Consider the following 13,130-nt stretch of genomic DNA (forward strand, 5'->3'; position numbering starts at 1 on the left):
ATGGAGGGCAGAGCGTTGGGCTCGGGGCTCCTGCCTGCGCAGGAGCTCAAGAGCTTCAGCCGACGATCCCGAGGATGTCGCTTTCCTTCATGATCAACAGGTCTTCGCCGTTGATCTTGACTTCGGTGCCCGACCACTTGCCGAACAGAATCTTGTCGCCAGCCTTGACTTCGAGCGGGTGGATTTCACCGGCTTCGTTGCGCGCGCCGGTGCCGACCGAGACGACTTCGCCTTCCTGCGGCTTTTCCTTGGCGGTTTCCGGAATGATGATCCCGCCTGCGGTCTTCTCTTCTGCCTCTACGCGGCGGACGAGGACGCGGTCATGCAATGGACGAAAGGTCATGCGTGAAGTCCCTTTATATTGAACGTCTGTTAGCACTCGCATGGAGTGAGTGCCAGCACGGCGCATATGATGTCGCGACCGAGCATCGTCAACCGGTCGCGACCGCGCTCCCGCCACAAAAATAATGCGTGTTGGTCGTGCAACACGCATTTACTCGACGGACGCCTTGCCCTAGCCAAGGGCGGTATTTCCGCCAATCAAGGAGCGGCCAAGTGAAACTCGTACGGGGCGCGTGGAAGATTCTCGTCGGCATCAAGGACGGTCTTGTGCTGATCGCGATGCTGCTGTTCTTTGGCTTGCTCTTCGGCGCGCTGGCCGCGCGGCCGGGCAAGGCGGCAATCGGAAACGGGGCCTTATTGCTCAAACTCGACGGCGCAATCGTCGAGCAGCCCGCCGAGGTCGATCCGTTTGCCAGCCTCGGTGGTGGCGGCACGCCGCATCAATTCCGCCTGCGCGATGTCGTGCGCAGCCTCGATGCGGCGGGCAAGGACAGCCGCGTCAAGGCGGTCGTGCTCGATCTCGACGCGTTCGGCGGGGGCTATCCCGCAGCGCTGAACGAAGTCGCCGATGCGATCCGGCGCGTGCGCGACGGCGGCAAGCCGGTGCTGGCTTATGCGACTGCCTATACCGACAGCGGCTACCGCCTCGCCGCCAATGCCAGCGAAGTGTGGATGAGCCCGATGGGCGGCACGCTGTTCATGGGGCCGGGCGGCAGCCAGCTTTATTATAAGGGCCTGATCGACAAGCTCGGCATCAACGCGCACGTCTACCGCGTCGGTAAATACAAGTCGTTCGTCGAGCCTTATACCCGTACCGACGCCTCGCCCGAGGCCAAGGAAGAAGTGGAGAAGCTCTATCAGGTGCTGTTCGCCAATTGGCAGGCGGCCGTGGCCAAGGCGCGCCCCAAGGCCAAGGTCACGCCGTTTCTGACGACGCCGGGCGCGGTCATCACCGCCGCCAAGGGCAACATCGCGCAGGCCAATCTCGAAGCGGGCATCGTCGACAAGCTCGGCAGCCATCTCGATTTCGGAAAGCGCGTTGCCGAGCTGGCGGGCGCGGATTCGGGCAAGGCACCGGGCACCTTCAAGACCATCAAATATGACGCCTATGTCGCAGCCAACCCGCTGCCGACGAACGGTGCCAAGATCGGCGTGTTGACGATTGCGGGTGACATTATCGATGGCAAATCGAAGAGCGGCAGCGTGGGCTCCGATACGGTGTCCAAGGCGTTGCTCGATGCCCTGGCCAAGAAGGATCTGAAGGCGCTGGTCGTGCGGGTCGATTCACCGGGCGGTTCGGCGCTTGCGTCCGAAGACATGCGGCGCGCGATCCTGGAAGCCAAGGCGCAGAAGCTGCCGGTCGTCATCTCGATGGGCTCGCTGGCGGCGTCGGGCGGCTATTGGGTGTCGACGGCGGGCGACGTGATCTTCGCCGAGCCGACCACCATCACCGGCTCGATCGGCATCTTCGGCATCATCCCGACTTTCGAGAACACGCTCAAAAAGATCGGCCTCACCACCGATGGCGTGCGCACCACGCCGCTGTCCGGGCAGCCGGACATTTACGGCGGCACCAATGCCGAGACCGACACGATCTTCCAGGCGGGGATCGAGAATGGCTATCAGGAGTTCATCACGCGCGTCGCCACTGCGCGCAAGCTGACCCCGGCGCGCGTCGACGAGATCGGGCAGGGCCGCGTCTGGGATGGCGGCACGGCGCATCAGATCGGGCTGGTCGATCGTTTCGGTGGCTTGCAGGACGCGATCGACGAAGCCGCCAAGCGCGCCGGGTTGAAGGCGACCGACGTTCATGCCGAATATCTGGAGAAAAAGCCGAGCGCTTTCATGCAATTGATCGCGCAAATCCTGGATTCGAACAAGGATGACGATGCGAGCGCGGGCGATGCCTTCACGCGGATGGCGACGGAGCGGCGCGCGGTGTTCGCGCGCGCGCTGGGCGATGTGAAGCGGATCGGCACGGGGGCGGCGATCCAGGCGCGCTGCCTCGAATGCGACGGGCTGGGCGGAACGCAGCCGCAGCCTGGCGATGCTACGCTGCTCACCCTCGTGCTTGCGCGGTTCGGCCTGTGAGCGTCGATCCCGCACCGCGCCCGATCGCGGTTCGCCCGGCGACGCCTGAAGATGCTGGCGTGATCGCCGAAATCTATCGGCCTTATGTGGAAGGCGGTACCGTCTCGTTCGAGTTGACCGCGCCTAATGCCGAGACGATGCGGCAGCGCATGGCGGCCTCGGGCGGGTTGTATCCGTGGCTGGTGGTGACCGAAGGCGAGGGCGGCCCTGTACGCGGCTACGCTTATGCCTCGGCCTTCCGCGACCGCCCGGCCTATCGCTACACGATCGAGACCTCGGTCTATCTGGAGACGGGGACGCAGGGGCGCGGCAATGGGCGGCATTTGTACGATGCGTTGATCGATACGCTGCGCGCGCAGGGATTTACCCAGGCGATCAGCGTGATTTCCTTGCCAAACGAGCATTCGATCCGGCTGCATGAATCGGTCGGCTTCCGCCGCGCCGGGGTGCTGCGCGAGGTCGGGTATAAGGAAGGCCGCTGGATCGATGTCGGCCTGTGGCAATGCGAACTCAACGACGCCACTTTGCCACCGATGGAACCCAAGCCGTTCAGCGCGACCGGCATGGTGTGGAATTGGTGACGGGGTAGCTTTCCCCGTCATGCCGGGCTTGTCCCGGCATCCACCGTGCCGCGCTTTCTACAGATGGTTGGGAAGGATCGACGGTGGACCCCGGCACGAGGCCGGGGTGACGGGAGGAGGCCTTTGCAGGGGGCTTTCGACGGGGGCCGCTTCACGCTAAGGCCGCATCAAATGACCGACGCTTCAGACACCACGCCCGCCCGCGACGCCCAACGAGATTGGCGCGACACCGTCTTCCTGCCGAAGACCGACTTTCCGATGAAAGCCGGCCTGCCCGCCAAGGAGCCGGGGATTCTCGCGCGGTGGCAGGCGATGAACCTCTACGAGAAAACGCGGGAAGCGCGTCGGGGCCGTGAGAAGTTCATCCTGCACGACGGCCCGCCTTATGCGAATGGCGACATGCATATCGGCCATGCGCTCAACCACATCCTGAAGGACACGGTGTGCCGCACGCAGACCCTGCTCGGCAAGGATGCGCCCTATGTGCCCGGCTGGGACTGCCACGGCCTGCCGATCGAGTGGAAGGTCGAGGAGCAGTATCGCGCCAAGAAGCGCAACAAGGACGAAGTTCCGGCAAAGGAATTCCGCGCCGAGTGCCGCGCTTATGCGCAGCATTGGGTCGACGTGCAGCGCGAGCAGTTGAAGCGGCTCGGCATCAATGGCGATTGGGACCATCCCTATCTGACGATGGATTTCCAGGCCGAGGCGACGATCGTCTCGGAGCTGCTCAAGTTCGCGGAAAGCGGCCAGCTCTATCGCGGTGCCAAGCCGGTGATGTGGTCGCCCGTTGAAAAGACCGCGCTCGCCGAGGCCGAGGTCGAATATGAGGACGTCGTGTCGACGCAGATCGACGTGGCGTTCGAGATTGTCGACGCGCCGAACGCGCCGGAACTGGTCGGTGCCCATGCGGTGATCTGGACCACGACGCCATGGACGATCCCGGTGAACCAGGCGCTGAGCTATGGGCCGGAGATCGAGTATCGATTGTTCCGCATTGGCGGATGGAAGCTCCTTGTTGCGGATGGTCTAGTCGAGACCTTCTACTCACGCCTTTCCAACCCACCAATCTATGACGACCACGGTCCCGAAGGCCGTCTGGGTACGATCATCAAAGGTTCGCAACTCGAAGGCGCCACCGCGCGGCATCCGATGCACGCGCTCGGCGGGTTCTTCGCCAAGCCCCGCCCGTTCCTGCCGGGCGAGTTCGTCACCACCGATGCCGGCACCGGGCTCGTCCATATGGCGCCGGACCACGGCGAGGATGATTTCCTGCTGTGCAAGCAGTACGGCATCGATCCGGTGTTCGCGGTCGATGGCGCGGGCATGTATCGCGCCGACTGGGCGTGGCTCGGCGGGCAGGGATCGGTGATCAACAAGAAGTTCGTCTCGGCCGAGGGGCCGATCTGTTCGGATCTGCGCGCCGTCGGCGCGTTGCTCGCGGCGAGCGATGATTTTGCGCATAGCTATCCGCATTCGTGGCGGTCGAAGGCGAAGGTCATTTTCCGCGCGACGCCGCAATGGTTCATTCCGATGGATCAGGAACTCCCCTCCCGCTTGCGGGAGGGGCTGGGGGAGGGCGGTGCCGCGAACGCTGCGCTCGCTGCTGAGTTCCCTCCCCCAACCCCTCCCGCAGGCGGGAGGGGAGCAGAAGGGGAGACTTTGCGCTCCACCGCGCTGCGCGCCATCGAAGCGACCACCTGGTATCCGCCCAAGGGCCAGAACCGCATCACCGCGATGGTCGCCGGGCGTCCGGATTGGGTGATCAGCCGTCAGCGCGCCTGGGGCGTGCCGATCACGCTGTTCGTCAACCGCACGACCGGCCAGTATCTGGTCGACCCGGAGGTCAACCGCCGCATCGTCGCAGCTGTGCGCGAACAGGGCGTCGATGCGTGGAGCGAAGAGGCGGCGCAGGATCTGCTCGGGGCCGACTACACGCTCGCCGATTATGAGCGCGTCACCGACATTCTCGACGTGTGGTTCGACAGCGGCTGCACCCATGCCTTTGTGCTGGAAAGCGGGCGCTGGCCCGATCTGCAATGGCCGGCCGATCTCTATCTCGAAGGCTCCGACCAGCATCGCGGCTGGTTCCAGTCCTCGCTGATGGAAGCGTGCGGCACGCGCGGGCGCGCGCCCTATGATGCGGTGCTGACGCACGGCTTCACCATGGATGCGAAGGGCATGAAAATGTCCAAGTCGCTCGGCAACACGATCAACCCGCTCGACCTGATGAAGGAATCGGGCGCGGATATCTTGCGGTTGTGGGCGCTGTCGGTCGATTTCACCGAGGACCACCGCATCGGCAAGGAAATCCTGAACGGGGTCTCCGACCAATATCGCAAGTTGCGCAACACCTTCCGCTATTTGCTGGGGGCGCTGGAAGGGTTTGACGAGGCCGAGCGCCTGCCGGTCGCGGACATGCCCGAGCTGGAGCGCTACATGCTCCATCTGCTCGCCGAGCTGGATGCCAAGCTGCGCGCGGCGGTCGAAGTGTATGACTTCAACAGCTATGTCCGGCTGCTGACCGAATTCGCGCAGGAAGATTTGTCGGCCTTCTACTTCGATATCCGCAAGGATTCGCTCTATTGCGACGGCGTCGATGATCCCAAGCGGCGCGGCTGCCGCACGGTGTTCGACACGCTGTTCCACGCGCTGGTGCGCTATGCCGCACCCGTGCTGTGCTTCACCGCCGAGGAAGTGTGGCAGGATCGCTTCCCGAGCGAGGACGGCTCGGTGCATTTGCTCGAATGGCCGGAGGTGCCTGCAGTGGCGGACGTCGACGCGGCGCATTGGGTTGCGGTCCGCGCTTTGCGCACGCAGGTGACCGAAGCGATCGAGCCGCTGCGGCGCGAGAAGATCGTGCGCTCCAGTCTGGAGGCCGAGGTAGTAGTGCCCGAGGCAATGCTGTCGCCCGCAGCACTGGCCGAGTTGTTCATCGTCGCGAAGGTGACGACGGGTGAGGCGATCACCGTTTCCCGCACCGATTTCCACAAATGCGGCCGCTGCTGGCGGCATTTGCCCGAGGTCGCGGTGGACCGCGATCTGTGTGACCGTTGCACGGGAGTCGTCGCATGAAGCTGCCTATCGCTGGTTTTGCCACCGCCGCCGCTCTGTTCGTGGTCGATCAGGCCGCGAAATATGGCATTACCGATGTGCTGAAGCTCAACTTTTTGAGCGATGCCTATTACGTCACCTCGTTCTTCAACCTGCGCTTCGTCGCCAATCAAGGCGTGTCGCTCGGGCTGTTGCACGCCGACACCGCTACGATGCGGTGGCTGCTGGTGGCGATGACCGGGGCGATTGCGCTCGGCGTGCTGGTGTGGTTGCTGCGGGAGAAGAACCGTGCCGACCAGATGGCGCTGGGCCTGGTGCTGGGGGGCGCTGCGGGCAATATCGTTGACCGCATCCGCTTGGGCTATGTCGTCGATTGGGCGGATTTCCATATTGGGGCGTGGCAGCCGTTTTTGGTCTTCAATGTCGCCGATGCCGCGATTACGATCGGCGTCGTGATCTTGCTCGCGCGCGCGCTTCTGGTACGGGATAAGCCGACCGGGGATTCGGGCAAAAATTCTGGGGCGGAACATGGCCCAACGGAGAACATCCATGCGTAAGTCGATTCTTCTCTCCGCGGCCAGCCTGGCGATCGTGGCGCTCGCCTCGGGCTGTGCCCATGGCCGTGGCGGCCGCGGCGGCCCTGATGAGTTCGCCGTGGCGCGTCAGGCACCGCTCGTGATTCCGCCCGATTTCTCGCTGACCCCGCCCAAGCCGGGTGCGGCGCGCGCCAACGATGTCAGCGCCAATGCGCAGGCGCTCGACGCGCTGTTCGGCGGCACGGCACAGCGTAGCCCGGGCGAGGCGGCCACCGTGGTCGCCGCCGGTGCCGATAGCGACGATCCCGGCATCCGTTCGTCGGTCGGCGATCCCGGCACGACCGTGGTCGACAAGGGCGCAACGACGCGCGACGTCGTGGCCGCCCCCGAAGGGGACGGGCAATCCGCCAAGGCCGCCACGCCGAAATAAGCGCCTGAACGGTACCAAAAAGGCCGCGTACCGGATGCCCGGTACGCGGCCTTTTTGTTGGTGCGCTGGAGCGTTTAGAAGCTTGCGGTCAGCGTGGCGACCACGCCGCTCTTGCTGACGTTCTTGGTCGCCGAGAGGAACTTGGCGTCGGTATCGACATAGGACACGCCGAGCGTCAGCACCTTGTAGGTTGCCGTGGCTCCCAATGCCCAGTCGGTATAGCCCTTCTTGCTGTTGGAATCGGTGGCGAGCCAGCTCGGACCGAAGCTATGGCCGACATGCGCGGTCAGGCCGAGCGGTGTCTTGGGGATCGCGACGGTGAAATCGTCGGCGAGATAGACGTTGTCGCGCGACTGGAGTTTGCCGCTCGCACCCTGATCGAGCGCCAGCGCCTTTTGCTTCGGGGCATAGTTGACCGTGGTCTTGGCGGTCACCGGCCCAAGCGTCGTCGAAATGTCGAAATACGGCTCGACAAAGTCGGAGCTGCTCTTGTCGCCCGCGAGCTTGGTCTTGGGATAGAAATAGTACAGGATCCCGCCATCCAGCTTGATGCCGCCGATCGTGTGGCTGTAGCCCGCGATCAGATCGATTTCCTGATGGCCGGTGCCGGCGACCGTTACATAATCGTCGATCGAGGAACCCCATACGGACGCATAGAAGCCCGATTTGTGGGTGATCGTGATCGATCCCTGAATCGCCGCATTGTTATCGGTCTGCGAAATACCGCGGAACCGATAATCGGTCACGACGGCTGCCGTCGCATTGATCGTGATCGGCGGCGGTGGGGCGGTTTCCTGCGCGAGCGCAGGGGTGGCGGAAGCGGCGAGCAAGAGCGCGCCGAGCGTGGTTGTGGAGAAGCGCATCGTTTCCCTTTCGAAAATGCGACTGTCCCCGCCTGCTTCTACCGGTGCGTGCGTCTGTCAGGAGCAGGAAATGCCCCCCGCGCCGCTAACCGGTAACCGGTAACGCAGAATAATTGACCGTTCATGCGGCACTGCACAACTCAATTTTGAGGTTTTACGACCGGTTCGGCACCGGTTGTTGTAACTCAGCAACAGTCGAGCAACGCTTCAGCAACAGGAGATGCTTCAGCGAGACGCTGAAAATCGCTCCAGGCCCGCTGCCAGATCGGCAATCAAGTCGACCGGATCCTCCAGTCCGATCTGCAGGCGAACGATCGGGCCAGCATAAGCGCGCTTGGTTACGCTGCGATACCGTTGCGGATCGACGGGCAGGGCCAAGCTTTCGAAACCGCCCCAACTATAGCCGATCCCGAAATGCTCCAGCCCGTCGATCAGCGCCGCGCGGGCGGCTTCATTGCCGCCGTTCAGCACGAACGAAAACAGCCCGGACGAGCCTTTAAAGTCGCGCAGGAAGGTTTCGTGGCCGGGGCAATCGGGGAGCGCCGGATGCAGCACGGCAGCGACCTCGGGCCGCTGCTTCAGCCAATGCGCGATTTCCAGCGCGCTCGCCTGATGCTGTTTCAGCCGCACCGCCATGGTGCGCAGGCCGCGCGACGCAAGCCACGAATCGTCGGGGCTGGCGATTTGGCCAAGTTGGAAGCTGGTGTCGCGTAACCGCCCGAAATGCCCCGGTGCCGCCGTGACCGAGCCGAGCATCACGTCGCTATGGCCGACGACGTATTTGGTGCAGGCAAGGATGGAGAGATCGATGCCGTGGGCGATTGCAGGAAAGAACAACGGCGTCGCCCAGGTATTGTCGAGCAAGGTCGTTACGCCCCGCGCCTTGGCTGCGGCGACGATTGTCGGCACGTCCTGCACCTCGAAGGTGAGGCTGCCTGGGCTTTCGAGCAGAATCGCGCGCGTATTCTCGGCGATCAAGTCGGCAATCCCACCACCGATCAGCGGATCGTAGAAGCGCGTTGAAATTCCCATCCGCTTGAGCAGGCCGGTGCCCATCGATCGGGTCGGGTCGTAGGCCGAATCGGGCAGCAGCAGCTCGTCCCCGGGCGAGAGCACCGACAACAAGGCCGCTGCGATCGCGGCGACCCCTGAGGGGTATAGGAACGTGCCCTCCGCGCCGGGTTCCAGTTCGTTCAGCGCGTCGGCGAGGCTCCACTGCGTCGGCGTGCCCTTGCGCCCGTAGAACAGCCGGTGGTGCGTATTGCTGGTGCCGGCGGCGCGGAGATCGGCAACGCTATCGTAGAGGATCGTCGAGGCGCGCCACACCGGCGTGTTGACGATCCCCTGCGTCCATTCCTTGCGCCGCCCCGCTGCTACGACACGGGTGGCATCGCCCTTCGGGCAGTCGCGATCGTCGTTCACGCCGCGCCGGTCGCCTTGGGTGTGGTGCGGTCTGCGCCCCATTCGGACCAGCTGCCGTCATAGACTGCAGCTTCGTTGCCGAGCAGATGCGCGCCGAACGCCAGCGCCGAGGCGGTGATGCCCGAGCCGCACGTGGTAACGAGCGGCTTGTCGAGATCAATCCCGGCCCCTTCGAACGCGGCCTTCAGTGCGTCGCCCGTCTTCCACGTGCCGTCTTCGTTGAAGATCTGGCCGACCGGCAGATTCTTCGAGCCCGGAATATGGCCGGGATGCGTCGCCGGGCGCGGATCGGCCTCTTCGCCGGTGAAACGTGCCGCCGAGCGCGCATCGAGCACTTGCTCCGCGCCGCTTTCCACATTGGCTTTCATCTGGTCGAGCGTGCGCACGCCCTTGTCATCGGCCCAGACGGTGAAGTGACGGTGGCGCAGCTGCTCCTTGCCCGACGCGGTTTCGCGACCTTCGGCCTGCCATTTGGCCAGACCGCCATCGAGGATGGCGACATCGTGCGCGCCGAAGGTCCGCAGCATGAACCAGGCGCGTGCTGCGGTGTGGTAAGGCGAGTTGTCGTAGAGGACGATGCGGCTGCCATCGCCGAGACCCAGCGACTGCATCCGGCTGGCGAATTTTTCGGCGCTCGGCAGCATAGAGGGCAGGTCGCTGGAGGTATCGGCGATTTCGGCCAGATCCATGAACACCGCGCCCGGAATGTGCGCCGCTTCATATTCGGCAGCGGCATCGCGATCACCGAAGCCGGCGAAATAGGTCGCATCGACAATGCGCAGATCGTTCGCGCCCAGCTCGTTTGCGAGCCATTCCGTCGTCACCAGCGAGTCCATGTATCGTCTCCTTGTTTTGTCCGTCCCTAGCCCGCTGCAGGCACGCCGTCGAGCCACCGGGATGACGCACGCGCCTTCTATCCCTATATCGGCCTCATGACTCCGAAACATCTTGGCCGGACCAGCGCGCTCCCGGCTTCTCCTGACGAAGCCGTGCTGGATTATGTTCCCAACCCGCGGCCGGGGCGCACGTATCTGGTGCGCTTTGCGGTGCCTGAATTCACGTCGCTTTGCCCGGTTACGGCCCAGCCCGATTTCGCGCACCTCGTCATCGATTATGCGCCTGCCGACACCATCGTCGAATCGAAATCGCTCAAGCTCTTCCTGGGCTCGTTTCGCAACCACCAGGCATTTCACGAGGATTGCACCGTCGGTATCGGCGAGCGCCTGTTCGGGGAAATGCGGCCGCTATGGCTGCGAATCGGTGGATATTGGTATCCGCGCGGCGGCATTCCCATCGATGTGTTTTGGCAATCGGGCGCGCCTCCTGAGGGTTTGTGGCTGCCGCCGCAGGAGGTTCAGGGGTATCGTGGGCGCGGCTGAGCGAGCGATTCGTTCATCTCACCGCAAGGTTGATTTCGATCAGCGCAATTCCCCGCGTTGCAATGCAACATCTGTGCAACCATATTGAAACTTGGCCGTTCGTTGGAGGTATTCAAAGGGCAAGCGCCCTGATTTTTTGAGGATTGCGAGCATGATGCAACAGGCGGATGGCGTGACCCCAATCGATCACCTGGCTTTGGTGGGCAATTTCCTGCCGCGGAAATGCGGCCTTGCGACTTATACTACGGATACCTTTACGGCGCTGAAGGGCCGCTTCCCCGATCTGCAGATCGATGTCTATGCGATGGACGACCATCCTGGGCGATACGACTATCCCCCCGAAGTAACCCGCAGCATCCCCGATCAGGACCGTATGGCCTATCTCGATGCCGCACGCGCGATCGAGGCGAGCGGGGCGCAGGCGCTGTGGTTGCAGCATGAATATGGGATCTTTGGCGGCCCGGCGGGCGAACATATCCTCGCGCTGCTCGATCGTGTGTCGATCCCGGTAATCGTCACGCTCCATACCATTCTCGAAAAGCCCGATGCCGACCAGCGTCGGGTCATGGAAGGCCTGCTACGCCGCGCAGCACGTGTGATCGTGATGGCCGAGCGCGGGCGCGAAATTCTCGAGCGGGTATACGGCGCCAGCGGGCGCAACGTGGTGATGATTCCCCATGGCGTCCCGGATCGTGACTTCGTCGATCCCGAATCGTTGAAGGGGCGCTTTGGCTGGGCGGGGCGAGAGGTGGTACTGACCTTTGGCCTGTTGGCACCGGGCAAGGGCATCGAAGTCATGATCGAGGCATTGCCTGCGATCGCCGAGCAGCATCCCAATGTGCTCTATGCGGTACTGGGGGCGACGCATCCCAATTTGGTCGCGCACGAAGGTGAAAAATATCGCGACGGGCTCAAGGCTTTGGCGGCGAAATTGGGCGTCGGCCGCAATATCGAGTTCATCGACGCCTTTCTCGAACATGACGAGCTGATCGATTACCTGCAGGCGGCAGATATTTACGCGACGCCGTATCTCAACCCGGCGCAGATCACCTCCGGCACGCTGAGCTATGCAGTCGGCGTCGGCAAGGCGGTGGTTTCGACGCCTTATGTCCATGCCACCGAAATTCTCGGCGATGGTCACGGTGTGCTGGTCGATTTTGGCGACTCTGCGGCCTTTGCACGCGAGATCAACGCCCTGCTTGGCAGCGACCGCAATCGCCTGAAGCTGTCGGAGCGTGCGTATGCGCGGGGCCGGACGATGATCTGGCCGCGTCTCGCCGAGGTCGCCATGCGCGAGATCGTGCAGATGGTGGCAGCCAAGCCGCAACGGTTGCAGAGCGTTGCATTGTCGCTCAGCCCGTTGGCCCCCGATTTTTCGGCGGTTGAGCGCATGAGCGATTCGACGGGCATGCTGCAGCACTCGATCTACTCCGTGCCCGATCGCCGCCATGGCTATTGCATTGACGACAACGCCCGCGCGCTCATGCTGGTCAGCCAAATGCCGACAATGGATGAAGGCGAGCGGGACAAATGGATGACGATTTACGCGTCGTTCCTGCAATATGCCTGGAATCCGGAGGCTCGACGTTTTCGGAATTTCATGAATTTCGACCGGACCTGGTGCGAGGATTTCGGGTCGGAAGATTCGAACGGTCGCACGCTGTGGGCGCTGGGCGTGACCGCGCGCGATGCGCAGCTGGCCAAGCATCGCCATTGGGCCGTGTCGATGTTCGACATGACGGCGTCGCTGTCGCTCGAACTTGGCTCGCCGCGCTCGCATGCCTTTGCCATGCTGGGCGCTGCGGCCATCCTCGATGCTTTCCCGGGCCATGCGCTGGCGCGCACCATCTTGGCGCGTTTTGGCGAGGAACTGTGCGGGCTGCTTGAAGAGGCGCGGCGTCCCGAATGGGAATGGTTCGAAATCGTGTTGGCGTATGACAACGCCCGCTTGCCCGAGGCATTGATCAGGGCAGGGCACTCGCTCGACCGCGAAGACATGGTCAAATGCGGTTTGAGTACGCTCGATTGGATCGTCGGCAAACAGACATCGCCAGAGGGGCGCTTCCGTGCGGTGGGCAGTGAGAGTTTCGGGCGGGTCTATGCCGAGCCGTTGCAGTTCGACCAGCAGCCGCTGGAGGCGCAAGCCACTATCGACGCTTGCAGTGCCGCTTTTGACGCGTCGGGGGACCATCGCTGGGTGGCCGAGGCACAACGGGCCTATCTTTGGTATCTCGGCCAGAACGATCTCGACCTGCCGCTTGCCACCGTGCAGGACGGCGGTTGCTTCGATGGCCTCATGCCGACCGGTTTGAACCGAAATCAGGGCGCGGAGTCGATTTTGGCGCTGCAATTGTCCGGTTGCACCATTTCTGGGCTGGCAAAGCGGGCGGAAAGCGTGGCAGGACCGCGGAGCGCCGTCGCGTAGCCTCGCTCGT

At 63.4% G+C, this 13,130-nt stretch carries 11 protein-coding genes; 7 read left to right on the top strand and 4 right to left on the bottom strand.

Translation table 11 applies throughout. The features are described 5' to 3' along the window. Positions 1-55: 55 nt before the first annotated feature. Positions 56-343 (bottom strand): co-chaperone GroES, encoded by a 288-nt coding sequence (groES, locus tag ACP7BY_RS11315; protein WP_010404457.1) that lies wholly within the window; start codon positions 341-343, stop codon positions 56-58. Positions 344-555: 212 nt separating this feature from the next. Between groES and sppA the strand changes: the two genes are divergently transcribed. The 5 genes from sppA (at position 556) to ACP7BY_RS11340 (ending at position 7,031) form a co-directional block, all read left to right on the top strand. Further along, positions 556-2,433, top strand: a complete 1,878-nt coding sequence (gene sppA / locus ACP7BY_RS11320) for a signal peptide peptidase SppA (protein WP_033963695.1) — start codon at positions 556-558, stop codon at positions 2,431-2,433. Then, a complete protein-coding gene (locus tag ACP7BY_RS11325) occupies positions 2,430-3,014 on the top strand; it encodes a GNAT family N-acetyltransferase (protein ID WP_033963696.1) in 585 nt (194 codons plus the stop codon). The genes sppA and ACP7BY_RS11325 overlap by 4 nt, the downstream gene beginning before the upstream one ends. A gap of 171 nt (positions 3,015-3,185) precedes the next feature. Beyond that, positions 3,186-6,086: an isoleucine--tRNA ligase gene (gene ileS / locus ACP7BY_RS11330; protein ID WP_137903011.1), complete on the top strand. Its 2,901-nt coding sequence runs from the start codon at positions 3,186-3,188 to the stop codon at positions 6,084-6,086. Then, positions 6,083-6,622, top strand: a complete 540-nt coding sequence (gene lspA, locus ACP7BY_RS11335; protein WP_126848331.1) for a signal peptidase II — start codon at positions 6,083-6,085, stop codon at positions 6,620-6,622. The genes ileS and lspA overlap by 4 nt, the downstream gene beginning before the upstream one ends. Then, a complete protein-coding gene (locus ACP7BY_RS11340) occupies positions 6,615-7,031 on the top strand; it encodes a DUF3035 domain-containing protein (RefSeq protein ID WP_126848333.1) in 417 nt (138 codons plus the stop codon). Before lspA ends, ACP7BY_RS11340 begins: the two co-directional genes overlap by 8 nt. Before the next feature lie 74 nt (positions 7,032-7,105). On the opposite strand, the gene ACP7BY_RS11345 is transcribed toward ACP7BY_RS11340, so the two are convergent. The 3 genes from ACP7BY_RS11345 to sseA form a co-directional block, all read right to left on the bottom strand. Then, positions 7,106-7,894 (bottom strand): TorF family putative porin, encoded by a 789-nt coding sequence (locus ACP7BY_RS11345; protein WP_137903010.1) that lies wholly within the window; start codon positions 7,892-7,894, stop codon positions 7,106-7,108. A gap of 225 nt (positions 7,895-8,119) precedes the next feature. Further along, a complete protein-coding gene (metC, locus tag ACP7BY_RS11350; protein WP_052192112.1) occupies positions 8,120-9,358 on the bottom strand; it encodes a cystathionine beta-lyase in 1,239 nt (412 codons plus the stop codon). Then, positions 9,313-10,152 (bottom strand): 3-mercaptopyruvate sulfurtransferase, encoded by an 840-nt coding sequence (gene sseA / locus ACP7BY_RS11355; RefSeq protein WP_033963698.1) that lies wholly within the window; start codon positions 10,150-10,152, stop codon positions 9,313-9,315. Before sseA ends, metC begins: the two co-directional genes overlap by 46 nt. A 96-nt stretch (positions 10,153-10,248) precedes the next feature. Between sseA and queF the strand changes: the two genes are divergently transcribed. Both queF and ACP7BY_RS11365 read left to right on the top strand, forming a co-directional pair. Continuing rightward, entirely contained in the window at positions 10,249-10,695 is a 447-nt protein-coding gene (gene queF, locus ACP7BY_RS11360; protein ID WP_033963700.1) for a preQ(1) synthase, read from the top strand. Positions 10,696-10,846: 151 nt separating this feature from the next. Then, entirely contained in the window at positions 10,847-13,120 is a 2,274-nt protein-coding gene (locus ACP7BY_RS11365; protein WP_033963701.1) for a glycosyltransferase family 4 protein, read from the top strand. The last annotated feature ends 10 nt before the right edge of the window (positions 13,121-13,130 follow it).

It is taken from the genome of Sphingomonas sp. PSPC2-2, from assembly GCF_049897725.1.
Lineage (GTDB): Bacteria > Pseudomonadota > Alphaproteobacteria > Sphingomonadales > Sphingomonadaceae > Sphingomonas.

What these genes read in the sequence shown, in the direction of transcription:
- groES (WP_010404457.1), bottom strand. Translation starts at nt 343, where the DNA reads ATGACCTTTCGTCCATTGCATGACCGCGTCCTCGTCCGCCGCGTAGAG.
- metC (WP_052192112.1), bottom strand. Translation starts at nt 9,358, where the DNA reads ATGGGGCGCAGACCGCACCACACCCAAGGCGACCGGCGCGGCGTGAAC.
- queF (WP_033963700.1), top strand. Translation starts at nt 10,249, where the DNA reads ATGACTCCGAAACATCTTGGCCGGACCAGCGCGCTCCCGGCTTCTCCT.
- ileS (WP_137903011.1), top strand. Translation starts at nt 3,186, where the DNA reads ATGACCGACGCTTCAGACACCACGCCCGCCCGCGACGCCCAACGAGAT.
- lspA (WP_126848331.1), top strand. Translation starts at nt 6,083, where the DNA reads ATGAAGCTGCCTATCGCTGGTTTTGCCACCGCCGCCGCTCTGTTCGTG.
- ACP7BY_RS11365 (WP_033963701.1), top strand. Translation starts at nt 10,847, where the DNA reads ATGATGCAACAGGCGGATGGCGTGACCCCAATCGATCACCTGGCTTTG.
- ACP7BY_RS11345 (WP_137903010.1), bottom strand. Translation starts at nt 7,894, where the DNA reads ATGCGCTTCTCCACAACCACGCTCGGCGCGCTCTTGCTCGCCGCTTCC.
- ACP7BY_RS11340 (WP_126848333.1), top strand. Translation starts at nt 6,615, where the DNA reads ATGCGTAAGTCGATTCTTCTCTCCGCGGCCAGCCTGGCGATCGTGGCG.
- sseA (WP_033963698.1), bottom strand. Translation starts at nt 10,152, where the DNA reads ATGGACTCGCTGGTGACGACGGAATGGCTCGCAAACGAGCTGGGCGCG.